At 45.6% G+C, this 16,926-nt stretch carries 16 protein-coding genes; 3 read left to right on the top strand and 13 right to left on the bottom strand.

Annotated features, from left to right (window positions below; all coding sequences use genetic code 11):
• Window positions 1–101: 101 nt before the first annotated feature.
• The 4 genes from NDI34_RS09590 to NDI34_RS09575 are packed head-to-tail and all read right to left on the bottom strand — an operon-like array spanning window position 102 to window position 4,105.
• On the bottom strand, window positions 102–1,184 hold the full coding sequence (locus tag NDI34_RS09590; RefSeq protein ID WP_348232528.1) for an Mrp/NBP35 family ATP-binding protein: 1,083 nt from the start codon (window positions 1,182–1,184) through the stop codon (window positions 102–104).
• Entirely contained in the window at window positions 1,177–2,145 is a 969-nt protein-coding gene (locus tag NDI34_RS09585; RefSeq protein ID WP_348232556.1) for a HEAT repeat domain-containing protein, read from the bottom strand. The genes NDI34_RS09590 and NDI34_RS09585 overlap by 8 nt, the downstream gene beginning before the upstream one ends.
• A 10-nt stretch (window positions 2,146–2,155) precedes the next feature.
• Window positions 2,156–2,383 (bottom strand): ferredoxin family protein, encoded by a 228-nt coding sequence (locus NDI34_RS09580; protein WP_071958132.1) that lies wholly within the window; start codon window positions 2,381–2,383, stop codon window positions 2,156–2,158.
• A 33-nt stretch (window positions 2,384–2,416) separates the two neighbouring features.
• Window positions 2,417–4,105: a fumarate reductase/succinate dehydrogenase flavoprotein subunit gene (locus tag NDI34_RS09575; protein ID WP_348232555.1), complete on the bottom strand. Its 1,689-nt coding sequence runs from the start codon at window positions 4,103–4,105 to the stop codon at window positions 2,417–2,419.
• 242 nt (window positions 4,106–4,347) lie between these two features.
• On the opposite strand from NDI34_RS09575, the gene NDI34_RS09570 reads away from it, so the two are divergent.
• Window positions 4,348–6,354 (top strand): LysR substrate-binding domain-containing protein, encoded by a 2,007-nt coding sequence (locus tag NDI34_RS09570; protein ID WP_348232527.1) that lies wholly within the window; start codon window positions 4,348–4,350, stop codon window positions 6,352–6,354.
• Between the two features lie 84 nt (window positions 6,355–6,438).
• Here NDI34_RS09570 and NDI34_RS09565 read toward each other — a convergent pair whose 3' ends face one another.
• From NDI34_RS09565 to NDI34_RS09540, 6 genes are all read right to left on the bottom strand, one after another.
• Window positions 6,439–7,263, bottom strand: coding sequence for an ABC transporter ATP-binding protein (locus NDI34_RS09565; RefSeq protein ID WP_348232526.1), 825 nt, complete (start codon window positions 7,261–7,263; stop codon window positions 6,439–6,441).
• Window positions 7,264–7,313: 50 nt separating this feature from the next.
• Window positions 7,314–8,201, bottom strand: a complete 888-nt coding sequence (locus NDI34_RS09560) for an ABC transporter permease (protein ID WP_348232525.1) — start codon at window positions 8,199–8,201, stop codon at window positions 7,314–7,316.
• Window positions 8,202–8,257: 56 nt separating this feature from the next.
• Window positions 8,258–9,781: an ABC transporter substrate-binding protein gene (locus tag NDI34_RS09555; RefSeq protein ID WP_348232524.1), complete on the bottom strand. Its 1,524-nt coding sequence runs from the start codon at window positions 9,779–9,781 to the stop codon at window positions 8,258–8,260.
• Between the two features lie 528 nt (window positions 9,782–10,309).
• Window positions 10,310–11,764 (bottom strand): HAMP domain-containing sensor histidine kinase, encoded by a 1,455-nt coding sequence (locus tag NDI34_RS09550; RefSeq protein WP_348232523.1) that lies wholly within the window; start codon window positions 11,762–11,764, stop codon window positions 10,310–10,312.
• A gap of 19 nt (window positions 11,765–11,783) precedes the next feature.
• Window positions 11,784–12,173, bottom strand: a complete 390-nt coding sequence (locus NDI34_RS09545) for a response regulator (protein ID WP_190415056.1) — start codon at window positions 12,171–12,173, stop codon at window positions 11,784–11,786.
• Window positions 12,174–12,496: 323 nt separating this feature from the next.
• A complete protein-coding gene (locus NDI34_RS09540) occupies window positions 12,497–12,721 on the bottom strand; it encodes a DUF167 domain-containing protein (protein WP_190429982.1) in 225 nt (74 codons plus the stop codon).
• Between the two features lie 868 nt (window positions 12,722–13,589).
• On the opposite strand from NDI34_RS09540, the gene NDI34_RS09535 reads away from it, so the two are divergent.
• The gene (locus NDI34_RS09535; protein ID WP_190678905.1) at window positions 13,590–13,937 is read left to right on the top strand and encodes a hypothetical protein; all 348 of its coding nucleotides are present in this window, start codon (window positions 13,590–13,592) and stop codon (window positions 13,935–13,937) included.
• A gap of 55 nt (window positions 13,938–13,992) precedes the next feature.
• Here NDI34_RS09535 and NDI34_RS09530 read toward each other — a convergent pair whose 3' ends face one another.
• A complete protein-coding gene (locus NDI34_RS09530; RefSeq protein WP_348232522.1) occupies window positions 13,993–14,418 on the bottom strand; it encodes a DUF2809 domain-containing protein in 426 nt (141 codons plus the stop codon).
• Between the two features lie 285 nt (window positions 14,419–14,703).
• Between NDI34_RS09530 and NDI34_RS09525 the strand changes: the two genes are divergently transcribed.
• Window positions 14,704–15,105, top strand: a complete 402-nt coding sequence (locus NDI34_RS09525) for a hypothetical protein (RefSeq protein ID WP_190415053.1) — start codon at window positions 14,704–14,706, stop codon at window positions 15,103–15,105.
• A 111-nt stretch (window positions 15,106–15,216) separates the two neighbouring features.
• Here NDI34_RS09525 and NDI34_RS09520 read toward each other — a convergent pair whose 3' ends face one another.
• Together NDI34_RS09520 and NDI34_RS09515 are read right to left on the bottom strand one after the other, a co-directional pair.
• Complete coding sequence (locus tag NDI34_RS09520; protein WP_190415052.1) at window positions 15,217–15,735, bottom strand: DUF2231 domain-containing protein; 519 nt, start codon at window positions 15,733–15,735, stop codon at window positions 15,217–15,219.
• A 127-nt stretch (window positions 15,736–15,862) separates the two neighbouring features.
• Window positions 15,863–16,609, bottom strand: a complete 747-nt coding sequence (locus NDI34_RS09515; RefSeq protein ID WP_347276033.1) for a DUF2993 domain-containing protein — start codon at window positions 16,607–16,609, stop codon at window positions 15,863–15,865.
• Window positions 16,610–16,926: the final 317 nt, after the last annotated feature.

Raw genomic sequence — 16,926 nt, 5'->3', positions numbered from 1 at the left:
CTGTTGACGGTTGCGTCGTTCGTTCTTGACGGTTTGGTTAGATTGACAATGTGGACATTGGATCATGCTTCGATTGTGCAATTCCCAAATCAATTATCAAGTCAAGTCAGAACTTCAGAAGGGCGAAAAGTCGTCTCGATCGCCCCAGCTATTTGTACAAATACCTGCCCGACTGTAGAGTCTGGATGCGTTAGGGTCAAAGGCGTTCCCGTATCCCCACCCATACAGATACTAGGGTCAATGGGAACCTGCCCCAGTAAAGGGGCCTGGAGTTCTGTCGATAGCTGTTGCCCTCCACCACTCCCAAAAATCGGAGTGCGATCGCCACAATGGCCACAGATTAAATAGCTCATATTTTCGATAATGCCAAGCACGGGAATGCCGACACGACGAAACATATGGACACTGCGACGCACATCCGAAACGGCGACTTGTTGGGGAGTCGTCACCAAAATTACGCCACAAATCGGACTTTCTTGCACAATCGTAATTTGAGCATCACCTGTACCAGGAGGCAAATCAATCAGCAGGTAATCCAATTCTCCCCATTCCACCTCCTGAATAAACTGAGTCACGATTTTGTGCAGGACGGGGCCGCGCCAAGCGAGGGGATGATCGGGTTCTGCCAGCAGTCCTACGGACATGACTTTGATACCGTGAGCTTCTAGAGGGAGAAACTTTTGACCGTTGGGTGTATCAATCACCTTGACATCTGCCTGTCCTAATCCCAACATCTGGGGGACATTGGGGCCATAGACATCCGCATCGAGTAGACCCACCTTCGCCCCCTGTAAACTCAAAGCGGCGGCTAAATTAACCGATGTTGTGGACTTGCCTACACCTCCCTTGCCACTGGAAATTGCCAACGTCGTTCTGACACCAGGAATGGTACAAAGTTGGATATAAATTTTCTTGCACCAGGTTATGGGCGCAAGTGCCGATTGAATTTCGGCTTGTAGGTGATGTTGATGTTTCCCCACATACAGGCGTAGATAAATATAGTCATCCACAACCCGCAGATTCCGCACCATCCCTAAGCTAACGATGTCGTTTTTGAGGATGGGTTCAATCACCTGTTTGAGAGACTGGATAACTTCTCGTTGCCGAGATTCCGTCACCGGATCGGGAGGAGTGGCAATTTCCTCTGTATGGGTTTGGCGAAAGGGAGATTGATGGCTAGGCATTGGATGTCTCTGGTGTAGACTCCTGGATCTTCTGAATCGCTCGTTGGGCGTAAATACACACGTCTTTGTCGGGATCGTCCAGGGATTGCTGGAGGGCATTCAGGGCAGTTGGATTCTTCAGGATGCCGAGGGCGATCGCAGCATCTCGACGCACATCTGAATACTCATCTGCCAACGCTTTCACTAACGCAGGTAAGGTTTGGTCAGTGGGGATTTTTTGCAAAGCTTGAAGAGTAAACTTCCGCACCTGCCAATGCTCATCTGCCAAAGCCGTTTCTAAAGCTGGAACTGCCGTAGAATCAGCGTGGAGTGCCAACGATTTTGCCGCATTGCGTCGCACCTGCCAATCCGTATCCTCAGTGAGTGCTTGACACAGACTGGGAACTACTTCTGCATCTGCTAAATGTCCTAATGTTAGGGCAGCAGAACGCCGCACATTCTCATCGGGGTCGGACATTAAGGCGATCGCTTCTTGACAGCGTTCCACTTGATTGAGATAGCGTAGCGTTGTCACTGCCGCTTCTCGTAACTCAGCATTTTCCGACTCAAAGAACGGCAATACATAGGGCAAAGACTGAGCATCGTGAATTTTCCGCAACAGAATTAACACATTCAGTTGCATATTCACGTCATCTCGATGCAGGGCATCTAGCAGCAGCAACAGGTGATCGGGAGTAACTAATTCGCCCAAGGCAGATAGCGCTTCTTCCCGAATCTCCTCATCAGTTGAAGCCAGACATTCCACTAAAGCCGGAACCGCCTTGGGATTAGCTAACTCCCACAGCGCAGTCACTGCAAGCTTTTGCACAGCCATGCTCTCATCTTGCAATGCTGTAATTAACGGTTCCAGAGCATCCTCATCGCCCAAATGTTGCAGCATTTTGACGGCAACTAGGCGATCGCTGGCGTCGGGCGATCGCAACATTTCCAACCATTGGTTCAATTCAGAATCAGCAGACATCATCACTCCTCTATCGCAACAAAAAGGGAATTTGAACCGTAATCGCGTTGGTGGGACACTCCTTCTCGCAAGGCAAGCAAAACCAGCACTCGTCGTACTTCATATACGCTTTGCCCGTTTCAGGGTTCTTCGCCAATACATCCAGCGGACAAACTTCAATGCAAGCCGTACACTTTTCTAGGCATTTCGATTCATCCACGATTACGGGTACATCCACCCGTTGCATAGCTAAAGCCATAACTCTTCCTCTGTTTGCTACAAATTGACCGACTTAGCGCACCGCCACGTCATAAACTTCTCGTTCAATATCAACGTCCACCACATAAGGCTCAACCGGACGCTTGAACAAAGCCATTTCGCCTGATTCGTCTTTCTTGAGATTGACGTGGCAGAACCATTCTTCATTGTTCTTGTCGGGATAATCCACACGGTAATGGTAGAGTCCCCAACGGCTTTCCCGACGATATAGCGAGGCGCGGGCTGCCATCTCTGCACAATCGCGAATAAAGTGAACCTCCATGCAGCGCATTAGTTCATGCGGATCGCGTGCGCCCATCATCTCTAGGCTTTCGTGGTAGCGCACAAAGCTTTTTAAGCCAATTTCCATCTTGTGGTCTACTTTAGGAGGCTGGAGATAGTCATTGACGAGCCGCCGTAATTTGTACTCCACCTGCGTATGCGGCACGCCATTCGGGTTGTTCAACGGTGCATAAATCCGTTGTTTTTCCGCCTCTAAAACATCAGCATCGGGTTCAACATGCTCTAGCCCTTCGATATAGTCCACCGCATTTGTACCCGCCAACCGACCAAATACAAATGCCCCAATCATGTAGTTGTGGGGGACACTTGCCATATCTCCGGCTGCATATAACCCTGGGACAGTCGTTTCCGCTTTCTCATTGACCCAGACTCCAGAAGCACTGTGACCGCTACACAAACCGATTTCTGAGATATTCATCTCTACGCCATTCGTGCGGTAATTTTCGCCTCTCCCTTCATGGAACCGCCCTCGACTGGGTCGTTCATTCGACCACAGAATCGACTCAATTTCTGAAATGGTGTCTTCATCTAAGTGGGTCATTTTCAGTTGAACCGGGCCTTTCCCAGAGTTCAACTCCTTCCAGATTTCCAGCATCATCTGACCGCTCCAGTAGTCGCAACTAATAAAGCGGTGCCCTTCTGCATTAGCAGTGTAAGCGCCAAACGGACTAGCGACATAGGCGCAGGCAGGACCGTTATAGTCCTTCATCAAGGGGTTAATTTGAAAACACTCAATATTGGTGAGTTCTGCGCCTGCGTGATACGCCATTGAATAGCCGTCACCAGCATTTGTGGGGTTTTCATAGGTGCCGTAGAGATAGCCGGAGGCGGGTAGACCTAAGCGTCCGCAGGCTCCTGTACACAGAACGACTGCTTTTGCCTGAATCACGACAAAATCGCCGTTTCGCACGTCAAACCCTACCGCTCCAATGGCACGTCCGTCTTTAACTAGAACGCGAGTCGCCATCACCCGATTTGTGACTTTAGCTTTGTGGCGCTTAACTTGTCGGGTCAAAATCTGTTTGAGGTCTTTTCCTTCAGGCATCGGTAGCACGTATTTACCCACGCGATGCACTTGCTTTAAGTCATAATTCCCTTGAGTATCTTTTTGGAACTTCACGCCCCAGCTTTGTAGTTCTTGAATGACTTCAAAGCCTAGTTTTCCGGTTTGGTAGACGGCTTTTTGATTGAGGATGCCATCGTTGGAAATCGTAATTTCGCGAACATATTGCTCTGGGGTAGAATTACCAGGAATGACGGCTGTATTGACCCCATCCATACCCATTGCGATCGCTCCACTGCGACGGATATTCGCTTTTTCTAAAATCAGCACTTCTGCGTCAGGATTTGCCTGTTTTGCTTTGATGGCTGCCATCGTTCCCGCAGTACCACCGCCGATGACAAGAACATCGGTCTTCATCCATTGAGTATCCACTCTTTACTCCTCTTCAGTTAGCAAAAACTTTTATAACTTTGTACGAATAAATTCACTAAGTCTGCTTTTCCACCTTTTTTTATATTAAAGAAGAGAATTAAAACTTACAAGCTTTTTTGTAACCGAAAATACCATCTATTCATTCGCGTTTTTTATGATTTTATAAATTAGCTTTATTCATTCATTAAGCTGTAAAATAAAAATTTCAATCCGGGGGGTTAGAGAACGTGGAGGTTTATCAAGTTAAAGTATTTCTGGAGGTAGCTAGGCACCTCAGTTTTACCGAAGCCGCTGATGCTCTAAATCTGACTCAGCCTGCGGTCAGCGCCAAAATAAAATCCCTGGAAACTGAACTAGGAACTGACCTTTTTTATCGTCTTGGTCGTAAGATTCAGCTAACCGAGGTGGGACAGTTTTTATTGGAGGAAGGGCCAAGACTGATTGATGTTGAAAATCAATTGTTTGCCAAAGTCGAAGAAATCAAAAAAGGCAAATTTGGCAATCTCAAAATCGGCTGCACAGCCGCGATCGCTAATGGATGGCTACCTGAAATTCTCTTCCAGTACCGTCAGCAGTATCCTGGGATTCAGACTCAGTGTGTCGTATTTGACTCGGCTGAATTTCTCTATCGCTCCATTACCAGCAGTCAGATTGATATAGGAATTTCAGATATTAGTTTTGCAGAGTTCTCGGAAATATCAGCAACCCCAATTGCTCCCATTCACTATTCTTTAGTGGTTGCGGCGAACCATCCTTTAGCGAATCAAAGCTGGTTGAGCTTAAAAGAACTGCAAAAAGAGCGATGGGTCATGCTAAATACTGGCTCCCCTAGCCGTTTAGTGTTTGAATCTCGGCTAACTGAATTAGGGATAAATTTTTCGGATTTCGCTCAAGTTGAAACTGTTGATACTCTCAGTTTGATGCGAACCTATATGATGCAGGGTGATTATTTAGGATTTGCTTCTAACTTTGAATTTAAGTCTGAATGTCAATCGGGAATGCTCGTTGCAATTCCCCTGCAAGAATTTGCCTTATCCGGTAATGTTTTCCTAGTGTTACCCAAACGATTAAGCCAATCTGCGATCGCAGACTCATCCTCGCAAAATCGGCGATCGCGCAACTCAAACCCGATGCAAAAATTCATGGCTCTGGTTGAGAATTGTCAAGAGCAACAACCAGCCTCTTTCCCTCATGTAACCCCAGTGCGTTTGCGATCGCCTAACCTGATCATTCGTTCCAACTCTCTGCAACATCCTGAGACAATTGATTTAGCGATCGGTATTCAAAACAGCACGATTCCAACGGTGACCGCTGGCTTAGTAATTCAGCGCTTAGGCTTACTGGAACACTTCTTACCCAGAGAAGGACGCTACAGTTCTACCCAATACCGCATTCACTGGTGCGATTTTTCTACAGGAGCACCCATCATTCAGGGGTTACACTCCGGACAACTAGATATTGGCGTTTTAGGGGATTATCCCTTGTTACTGAGTGCTATCCAGCAAAATAATTCCAGTAGTGAAACTCGACAGACGCGACTAGTGAGCTTTGTTTCGACGAATCCCGATGGTTCCTGTAATGCCGTAATTGTTCCCAATAAGTCCAAACTGCAAAGTATTGAAGACTTGCGAGGAGGTGTGATTGCGGTTCCTTTCAGTTCTTCTGCACATGGGATGGTGATGCGATCGCTCAATTCTGCGAACTTACTTAACGAGGTTAAGCTTGCTTCCCTAGAGAACTCCAACATTACTCAGCCCTTTGGTTATTCCATTCAGGCAGATGGGTATGCCCACTTTGCTCCCTTTCACGATATTGCCTATCGTCAAGGCAAGTTTCGTTATTTGCCAGGTGACAATTTGAATATGTTACCGGCTTTTCATGGTGTAGTGGTGAGTGCAGAGTTAGCGGAACAGTATCCGGAAGTTGTAATCGCTTACCTAAAAGCCCTAAGCGCTGCCCAATATTGGTATACCATTACGCCCTCAGCGCTTTCTCTGATCAGCCAGTGGACAAACCTGGATGCCGAAATCGTCTCCCAAATTCTCAGCAATGTCTATCACCAGAATCAACCTGGGCGCTTTTTCTGCGAGATGATGATTCGTCCCGACTGGATTACTCAACACATTGCCCAACTGCGTCTAGTTCCCGGAAATGAAGGACTAGAGACAATTAACCTCGATCGCTGGATTCAAACCGAATTTCTTCATCAATCTCAGAACTTAAGCAGTTGGTAAAAGGGACAACAAAGGACACGCCAAGCCGCTATCGAAAGCAACACACTTGGGCTGTACGAGCAGTACAAATACGGTTTGCTTCAATCAACCCAACTCCATACTCTTGAGAGTTTCTTCGCGAATCAATTCAAAGACTTGCCGATTGAGATTTACAAAATCTGGTGAAAGCATCGTATCTATATGGCGGGGTCGATCGAGATTCACCACAACTGTTTCTTTGATATGCCCTGGACGAACGCCCATAACCAGAATGCGATCGCTTAAAAAGATAGCTTCTTCAATATCGTGGGTGACAAAAATAACCGTAGATTTCAAATCACTCCAAATGTTCAGCAGCAACTCCTGCATCATGTGCCGAGTTTGGGCATCCAATGCGGCAAACGGTTCATCCATCAATAATACTGAGGGTGAATTTACCAGCGCCCGCACAATGCTTGCTCGTTGTTGCATTCCTCCTGATAGCTGATGAGGATAAGAATGACGATGCTTATACAAGCCGACTCGGTCTAAGTAATTATTTACCAATTCAGTCCGTTCTACTCTGGAAATACCCTGAATTTTTAAACCAAATTCCACGTTTTCAAAGGTGGTCTTCCAGGGTAGGAGCGAGTATTGCTGAAAGACAAATCCGCGATCTGCTCCCGGTCTTTCAACGGGTTGCTCATCCACTAATACCTGTCCCCTTGTTGGCTTCAGAAAACCAGCAATCAAGTTTAGAATCGTTGACTTGCCGCAGCCCGATGGTCCCAACAAACAGACAAATTCACCAGGATTAATTTTGAAGTTTGTCGATTCTAGAACCAGCAAAGGCCCGTACTGGTCTCGTCGCTTAAAGGCAACGGATAAATCTTTAACTTCAACTGACCCTTTCGCCAAGGCGCTAACCTGCTTTTTTGCTAGGGTTGCCACAGCCTCTAAACCTCCAAAAATAGGCAACTTGAATATTCATTTTCAGGGAACTACACACCCTGCTTTTTCGTTACTCGCCAAGGCATCAGCAACTTCGTCAATAGATCGACAATCAGCGTGCTTACCAAACCCATCAAACCAATCAGCAGCATTCCCATCACGATCGGTGGATAATTTGATGTAACATAAGACTCCCAGGTTAGATAACCCACCCCAAACCGACCCGCCAGAATTTCAGCTGTTACCAAACAAAACCAGGCATTTCCCATACCAATAACCAAACCGCTGGCAATGTTGGGCATCGCTCCTGGCACCACAATATCTTTGAAAATGTGCCACTGTTTAGCTCCCAAACACTGCCCTACTCGCAGCAGCACTATATCTGTGCTTTCTACTCCCCGAATTGTGCTGATCAAAATTGGGAAGAATGCGCCTAGAAATGTGATGTACACCATCCCTGACTCTGCATTGGGAAACATGAGAATTGCCAGCGGTATCCAGGCGACGGCGGGAATTGGTCTGAGCAACTCCAACGGAATGAAAAGCAAATCTTCAATTTGCCGAAACCAGCCAATCATGATGCCCAAGCTAACGGCCAGAATAGCCGCAATTCCAAATCCCAGCAAAACTCGTTGAAGACTGGCAGTAATATGCACAGCCGCATTGCCAGAAAAGAATTCAACCGTTGCATTCCAAACTTCAACTGGAGAGGGTAAAAAGGTAAAATTGATGAAGAAATTGAATTGAGTGACGCAAAAAAGCTGCCAGATCCCAAAGAATAAAACAATGGAAATGGCTCGCTTTAAATTGCGACTTTTGAGCAGTGCCAGACTTATAAGCGCTAATTTTGACAAGGAGCGCTGCTGCAAAAATTTGCTACTCAGTACACTGTACTTCTCTCCTTTTGTCTTTCGTGCTGATTTTGGAGATACAGCCATTACAAACCTCTCATTTGAATCAACATAGTTCTATCGTTGCGATCGCTCCCCTTCATTCATCGCGCAACCGCTAAATCCTTTGACTGCGTATTTTTGGCATAAAGCTGTTGCAACTCCTGGAAGCTTGCAACCTTTGCTCCAGCTTTACCAGCAAATGTTTGTGCATCTTTTTCTAGTAAGAACGCAGATACCTGGTCGCCATTCCGAACATAGAACGAATTTTGGGCGAATAACTTCCAACCTTTGTCGCGATCGTGTACGAAGGCTACAGCCGCTGTCTTGCCCTCAGACTTAAGCTGTTGCAGCTTTGTCAGCATATTCTTGATTGAGGCAAAACTGAGGACTTTATCTTCTCCTTCTACCCAAATCTGCGCTGCTAGTTTTGAATCTTGAATCGATTCTTGAGTGAGTGCATCATTGCCACGAATCAAATTATCTGCAAACTGTGCTACATCTTGTTCGCTAATGTTGCTCTCTTTGAGAGCTTGTTTCAAGTAGCTGTCATCCGTCCAACTTACAACGTCATCTGGCTTCACGCTGGCATCTAATTTTCCAATCTGCTTCAACGTCGTTACGCTATTTTTGAGCGCAGTAATTTGGTAGGGCTGAATTCTCGGATCGAGCTTTTGAATACCCGATGGACCAAGGAACATATAAAAGATTTCTTTCTCAACCCCTGTCCATTTCTCTAACTTCGCACTAAGGGCTTCTGGTTGTTCCCGGAAACGCTGATTCGCCTCCAACATTGCCCTTAGATAAGCCACCACAATTTCGGGATTTTCTTTCGCAAAGTCCGAGCGCACCACAACTCCATGAAAGGTAGGAGTTGCCGTTTGTGCACCATCGTAAATCTTGCGAGCAAAGCCTCTAAAGGGAAACAACTCACCATAGGGCACAAAATCTGCATGAGCATCGATCTGACGGCTCCTCAGGCTGCTACCACCTACTTCTGGCGATTGACTCACTAACGTCACGTCTTTCTGTGCATCAATGCCTTCATTCTTCAGCGCCCGCAGCAGCATCCCATGTGCCGAGGTTCCGAAGGGAACTGAAATGGTTTTCCCCTTCAAGTCTGCTAGTTTTTTGTAAGGTGTATCGGTGGGGACAACAACCGCATTTCCGGCTCCAATCGGGCTGTAGGCAAGGGATGAGATCAAAACAGTCTTAACGCCATTGCCTTTTTTCTGAAACGTGGTCAGGTTGATCGTTGCCGGAAAGTCTGCCATGCTGCCGATATCAATTTGATTCGCCAACATTTTGTTGGTAATTGGTGGGGCTGATGTGGAGCTAGACCACTCAATTTTGTACTCAACATTTTGATATTTCCCTGTTTTTGGCAGGTACTTCTCCAGCAGCTTTTCTTCTCGGATGACTGCACCACCTGTCACGGTGTTAATGGTTTGGTCTTGGGTACCAATCGCAATCCGAATCACCTTTTTGCCAGAGGAACTACCTGAAGTATTTGCAGAAGTATTTGCTGAAGTATTTGCTGAAGTGTTACTACAAGCGCTGGTAAAGGTTAAGGAAACAACTAGCAGAGAAAAAAGAACACTCTTTAAAGACAATAGTTTGATATGCATACGGCTCCATTCCCGCATTGAATCTACTGCCCCACTTGTTTCACGCAAATCATGTTGGAGCAGTAGCTAGTTTAATCTCCGGTTTATCGGTCGGAATACGACTGTTTTAACAGAATGCCATAGTCAAACACCGAAGACAAGATGTAATCCCCGGTTTATCGATAGACTTTTCGTATTTATAGATAGATTTTTTGAATTGAAGCTGCCAGATTTGGAAACTCGCGGTGGAGGGAAGCACCTTTTATGATGCTAGTTATGGCTCTAAACGCTTATTCAACTTGGTTTTTATCAATTCCCGCGATCGGCTATAACGCTCAACGTCATTGAATCAATACTGCTGGTCAAGCAGATCGAGTTTCCGGAGGAAGTCCCAGTCTAGGAGACTCCCTCGCCACGACAGTGCAATTTGTAGGGGGAGCAGAATGAGGTGTCCTCCTGCATCAGGTTGCCCTTGTCCAACAGAACAACGCCCCAATTTCCAACCGACGATAAGCCGACTATAAATAAAGGGATAAGCCGGACAGGATATTAACTCTTTCGTTTCTCTGCGGCGGTGTCGAGGGGAAGACGAATACTAAAAGTTGCGCCTTGACCTGGAGTGCTAGTAGCCGTAATCGTGCCGCCGTGTGCTTCCACAATCCGTCGCGCGATCGCTAACCCCAAACCCGTTCCGCTGCCTTTGCGCGAGGGATCTGCTGTATAAAATTGTTCAAAAATGCGGGGCAAATCGCTCTCTGTGATTCCGGTTCCCCGATCGCGAATTTTTACTGAAACCTGGGCACCCTCTGTATTGCTTGAGACAGACACTTTAGACTCTGGTACTGAGAACTTAATCGCGTTGTCCAATATATTTAGAAAAGCTTGCAATAGTCGTTCTGGATCGCCTTGGATTTGAACATCCGCAACCTCCACGCTGATGCCAACTTCCTTGGCTATCATGCGGGACTCCATTGCTCGCACCGCCCGTTCGATTAAGTCTCGCAGCTTTAGCGGTTGCTGTTCTAGTGGCGTTACACCAGCTTCGAGTCGTCCTAAATCCAGCAGATCCTTAATTAGCCTGGACAGGCGCAGGGTTTCATCCTGTGCAGTCTGGATGAAGCGATCGCGTAACTCCGGCTCCTCAGCCGCTCCATTGGCGAGTGCTTCTAGGGTGACATAGACGTTGCTAACAGGAGTCCGCAGTTCGTGGGACACATTTGCGAGAAATGCCCGCCGCTCTTTATCTAAGGAAGCCAGCCGTTCGCTCATGCGATTCAATTCACTGGCTAATTGACCCACTTCATCATCTTGATGAATGTTCAGCTTCTCACCTAAATGACCCCCGCCCACCTCCATTGCAAAGTGGCACATCGCCTGAATTGGTCTGGCAATATTACGGGCAAGGCTTTCGCTAATCAGCGCACAAAGCAAGAGCGTCAAGAAGAGCGTTCCAAGAACGGTGAAAATGACGCGGCGAAACTGACGCTGAAACTGTTCTAAAGTGATCGACATCCGCAGCGCACCGAGCAGACGACCCTTCCGAAATATCGGTCGCACTGCATACACTCGGTCATCGTTGGATAGAATCCCTTTTGCTACCCCTTGCGTCGGCTGATTTTGTAGCGCTTCTCTCACGCCAACAACAGCTAACCAGTTAGGGACTTGCCGATCTAGCTGGGGGGCGGAGGTGAATAGCAGGCGACCATCAGGTGCAAAGACGCGCAGGGTGACTGCTTCCGGTGAACCGTAGCGTTGCACTAGCACTCTTACCCGCTCAAGATCATTTTCCTCTAAAGCGTCAGCAACACTCTCGCTGAGGGCTGTTGTCCAGGCATCTAAATCAGCCTGTCTCGTCCTCATGAAATAGGCATGGAAAGAGAACAGAATATAGCTTGCCAGAATAGAAGTTCCTAATGCGGTGAGTGCTAAATAGGTAACTAACAGTTTCCGGTAAATTGAATTCCATCGGATATGAATTGCTAACCAGCTCCTTGAATTTTTCAAAGGTGCAACTTCAATTTTTTTAATCTCCCTGTAGAGACTGTTGACCCACAGCGCGACCCCGGAGAACAGCTTTTATGCGTGCGAGAAGTTCGCGAGTGTTGAAGGGTTTGGTGATATAGTCATCTGCACCCGCTTCTAATCCCCAAACTTTGTCAATATCTTGGTCTTTAGCTGTCAGCATCAAAATCGGGATATTAGAAAATGCTCGGATGCGCCAGCAGAGTTCCATCCCATCAATGCCCGGTAGCATCAAGTCCAAAATAATCACGTCCGGCACTTGCTTGTGGAACAACTTGAGTGCAGTCTGTCCATCCCCTGCGGTTGTCACTTGATAGCCTTCTTTAATTAAGGCGTAGCTAAGACTGGCACGTAATGCCTCTTCATCATCGATCAGTAAGACGTGTGGCATGCTGAGTTGACCTCTTCGTTCAAGTGTACCAGGTTGAGTTATTCCCTTTTGAATTTTAGATTTTGACTTTGAGCTTTTGAAATCTACCAATAGATAGTTTCTAAAATTAATCTTTTGTCCATTTAAAGCTAACGGGGATGAGTTTAAACGGAAAATGAAAATAGCGATCGCGTGCAGTCAGAACAACACCTTTACCGAGCAACTGCTATAGAATCTTACTGAATGGTTCGGGAAGGTCAGGTACCCGACTTTTTTTAGAGCAGTCAGGTATCTGAAGGGCTGGCTCACAACTTCAATAAGATTGCTAGATTTTCTAGTTAGGTTCAACCGTCGTCTATTTCGACTAGCTTATTTCTTGACGATAAACCCGATTTGATAAAAATTCTTGATTTTGATATGTTAAATTTTTTAGAGAGTATTTGAATTAACTCTTCATTTGCCTTACCATCTACAGGTGGCGACTTTAAATGAACCGTAAGGCTACCGTCCTCAGCTTCCTCAATTCTTTGGTTTTTTGAATTGGGTTTAACCTTTACTTGCTTCTTCATCTGGCTGGGGTGATGGTAATCTGGTTGTAGCTATCATGCGGGTTAACGATAAATTTCATAACCATAGCGATCGCTCAACACAGGTTTTCGTGTAGTGTAGTATACAAATATCGTTCGTATTAACTTCTGCCTGGAGATAGAAGTTTAGTTGGATTAGTCTCTAATATCTTTTATTTGAAAGGGCAAAGCTAAATCTACGAATTTAATCCATTGTCAATAAGTTTTGACGAAAAAAATTCATCCAGAAAAATTGATCTAAAATTGCTAGATGAGTAGATAGTACGACGATATTCTAAATTTTAAATGCTCGTGTGGCAACCGCGTAGCGGTTGCCACACGAGCGCTCGATTTTTGGCATCCACTGAACCAACTTCACTCTTTTACAAAACCACACTAGCATCTTCATCAACTGGATTCCTAACATGACAAAATATAACGTTAGCAATAGGAAGTGGCAAAAACTATCTTGCTGTAAAATTCATCAAGATGATTTATCTTTAGCTAAGTCTGGACAGCAAGATTCTGGGATATATCAGCAAAATATAATAACTAAAACAGATTATCTGCTCAGCAAATCATCTAGGCTGATCGGCGAAAGTCAGGATCTAATCGCCACAAGTGAAGCGCTAATCGCTACAAGTGAAGCGCTAATCGCCACAAGGAAAAAGCTGCTCGTACAATCCAAGCAACTAATATATAGATAAGTAGATACTACAACCCGTCCAAAAATTCGAGCGATCGCGTAGCACCTGCTACGCAGGTGCTACGCAGGTGCTACGCGATCGCTTTCACCTTTAAAATCTACTAGTAAGTTCAAATTTTGTCTTTTACAATACCTGCTAACATCTCCGTTAACTGGATTCAGAGCATGACAAAACACAAACTGAGCAACAGGAAGTGGCAAAAATCAACTTGTTTTGAAGTTCCCCCATATCCTTTAGATTTGGCAGAATCTAAACAGCAAGATTCTGAGATAACCCAGCAAAATATAACAACCAGAACAGACTATCTGCTCAGCAGATCGTCTGAGCTTATCTGCGTAAGTCAGGAGCTAATCGCCACGAGCCAAGAGCTGATATTACTATCCGAACAGCTAATCACCCTAAGCTTGATGCTGAAAGAAAACAGCTTGATGCTGAAAAGCTGGCGAGAAAGATCAAAAGTTAAATCAAGGTTAGGGCATCCGGTTCGGGTTAATTCAGTTACATCTGATTAGCCATCAAACACAGGCTAAAAACTACTGAAAATTCTCCCTCATCTAATCATCCTATCTATTTATCCGAGCGAATCGGGGTTTTATCTTTGTAACCTCTAACAATTTGCTGTAACCATAGCCACCCGATGATGCAACCGAGCAGATAATGGGGGAAATCCCACCAAGAAAAGGTGGTTCCAAGCAACAGTTTGCCCAGAAAAGTCGAGCGAATCGAGTCTAAAACAGGCTGGTGGCACAGTTGCAGAAATTCGATCGTACAGGTGATACCGAATACCCAAATTGGAATTTGGTTCATTGCTTTGCGACTCGGAAACAGGAAAAACCCGAACAAACACCAAAATATTTCGTATAAGATATCACCTGAGAAATCGTTGACCCAGCCGCGACCGAACCCAGTGTATTTCTTGGAGAGCAATCCCAGGGGCACAATAATCAGCAGCGAGAGGATAATCCGCTTGATATATTTGGCGTCTCGAAGCATTGGCTACACTTCCAAGCAGTTCTCAGTTCTGTATTCTATACATTTAGACTAAAGCCGCGCCAACGAGCAGGCTTCTGCATCCAACTGAGCTTCATAGCACACAGAAGAGTTCAATATTTCCTTCTTAAGTAGGAGATTAATTTATATCCTAGTTGTTATTAATTACGCAATCTTATATAAATTTTTTATACTTTGACGATCTAATACTCAAGGTAGAGTATAAAGGTATACCAAAAATTATATTCTTAGTTTCTAAAGCTGAATATTGTTGGGAGAATAATAGTCATGAATAATCAAACAGATAACGTAGACAGCAGTCAACGAGTTGGTGAAGATAACTACGATCGGGGGATTGTACCTGCTGAAACCGCAGCACGTAGAGAAAGAGAGGGGAATGCATTTAAAACAACTCCTGGAAAAGATGATGAGGAAAAATCCCCTACTAACGATCAAACAAATGATGGAAGTATCGATACTACAGATGGCTACACGGTAGACAAAGAGGGTCTTTTAAATAACTATGCCATCGAACCCGAAATGTATGTGAACGAACCTGGAGACTTGAAAGCCAAAGAAGAAGCCGAGGCTGCCGAACGCGCTGAAACTGTCTCAGAATTACAGGACGATGAAGAAGGGAAGCTGACGATGGAAGGTGACAAGCGTCATCAAGGGCCAGGATTGATATAACGCAGAAAAATTTAGCTTTTGCAGCTTCTACCCTTTAGCGATGCTAAACAAGTGTAGAGGAAATTTTTAAATTAATTGGCAGGCGACGTGGATGTCGCCTGCTTATTTTTTCTATCTATTTGAATCCCCGTAGCCGATCACAGCAACTTTATGCCGATAGACTAGCTCGGCTCCGTACCAACCCGACAAACCGAGAAGGGTTGCCACAATAATTGAGATTGTAAGCCCTGTAGGCAATATGGCTCCTGAGGTATTGCCCCAACGGAGTGCAAAGTTGGCAATTGTCAGCCCTAGGGCGGCGACATTCAGTACCATGTGTGCCCAGCCAGCACTGCGCTTGCGAACTCGTTCAATTCTCAGAAAGTCCATCATGCCGCTTAGGGCTGCAAGCACCCCGCTTGCCAAGCCAATGCCGATTAGCCAAAAGGAGGCTTGTGCCCAGAAGAGATCTTTTGTCCACCAGTAGGCGAGATCCGCTGCTGCTGGCGTGGTCAAAAAAGCAATGGGAAAGGTGACGATCAGTGGATGCAGGGGATGTCCTGCGATCGCGACTGTGCTTGTCACCCCGCTATCTTGATAATCGGTCTCATCACTTTCAATCAGCGGCGGGATATTGGGAGTTTGTGTCATGTTCTTCTCTATGGATTCTAGGAGTTAGACGAGTGAAAGCAAGCGATCGCTATTAGCTATTAGCTTTGGGTTGCCGATCGTAACCCACTCAGCTAACCGCGAATAGCGAACCGCGAACAGCTCATCACTAGCCTGAAGGAATTTGCTCCACGCGCGCTTCCGCCAAAAGCGTCATTTTTCCCGATTCTAGATTTAATTGTTTGATGCGAAGCGACATTCCTTGTAGATCGAAGTTACTTAGGTTCAATAGTTCGCTCGATTTTTCTAATAGCGCCGCCGTCAGTTCCGGGGAGAGTTCCTTGCCTTCGGTATACTCAACGTCTTCCAGATTGACCTTCTGCCCATTTGCACCAACTCGAGGCACTGCTGTAAAGGCAATTTGCGTGGTTTCTCCAGATTCGCGTAGCAGCACGTCGGCACTCAATGCAATTTTGTTCTCACCGGGTAGGCGAAAATCTACTTTTTTAGTGTCAATAGTCATCGGTTGTCCATTGACTGATACCTGCATACTTTGCAGCTTACTACCGACAAATTCTGAGTTAAATGCCCGGTTGATGTCTGCTTCCGTCAAGACAACGTGGGTCGTTGCATCAGTGGGTTTGGTTAATTCAATTTTGCCAAAAGCAGCGCTGAGGGGATTGATGGAGATGCCACGCATTTCCATTTTCATTTCCTGCATCCGGAGGTCTTTGTTCATAACCAAACCTTCACCTTCAACGGTGACTGAATCCACCTGTCCCTGAACCATTTTCAGTGGATCGCTCTGGATATCTACCGCTAATTCTTCTACTTCATCGAGTTGGCTAGATAATCCTATTTCTGCTGCTTTGTTAAGTGCCTGCTGCCCCAGAGAAGCATCCTTATTCGTCGTCACGCCCTGTCTCCTGCCCTTGTCTTAATTGAGTCTGTTATTGAGTCAATCTAGCGACCCGTATTAAGAAGTGTATCTGCCTGATGGTGGAATGGTGACAAAGTGATCGGCTATACACAAATTTAAACTCAATATTTCATTCTTAAGATAGTGGCACAAAACTGTTTTTATAATAACTAGCTTGTCAAATCTCCGTCATCAAACTTCAGGCTATTTTAACTTTTCAAATATGATTTACGATAGATGCCGAATAACCAAAACAAGAATATAGTAAGCCAACTAAAAAAGATAAAAGTCCTAAGGTTTTGAATCTTTTCTAT

Source organism: Trichocoleus sp. DQ-U1, from assembly GCF_039961925.1.
GTDB lineage: Bacteria > Cyanobacteriota > Cyanobacteriia > Cyanobacteriales > FACHB-T130 > FACHB-T130.
This window is presented reverse-complemented; position numbering and strand designations above follow the sequence as displayed.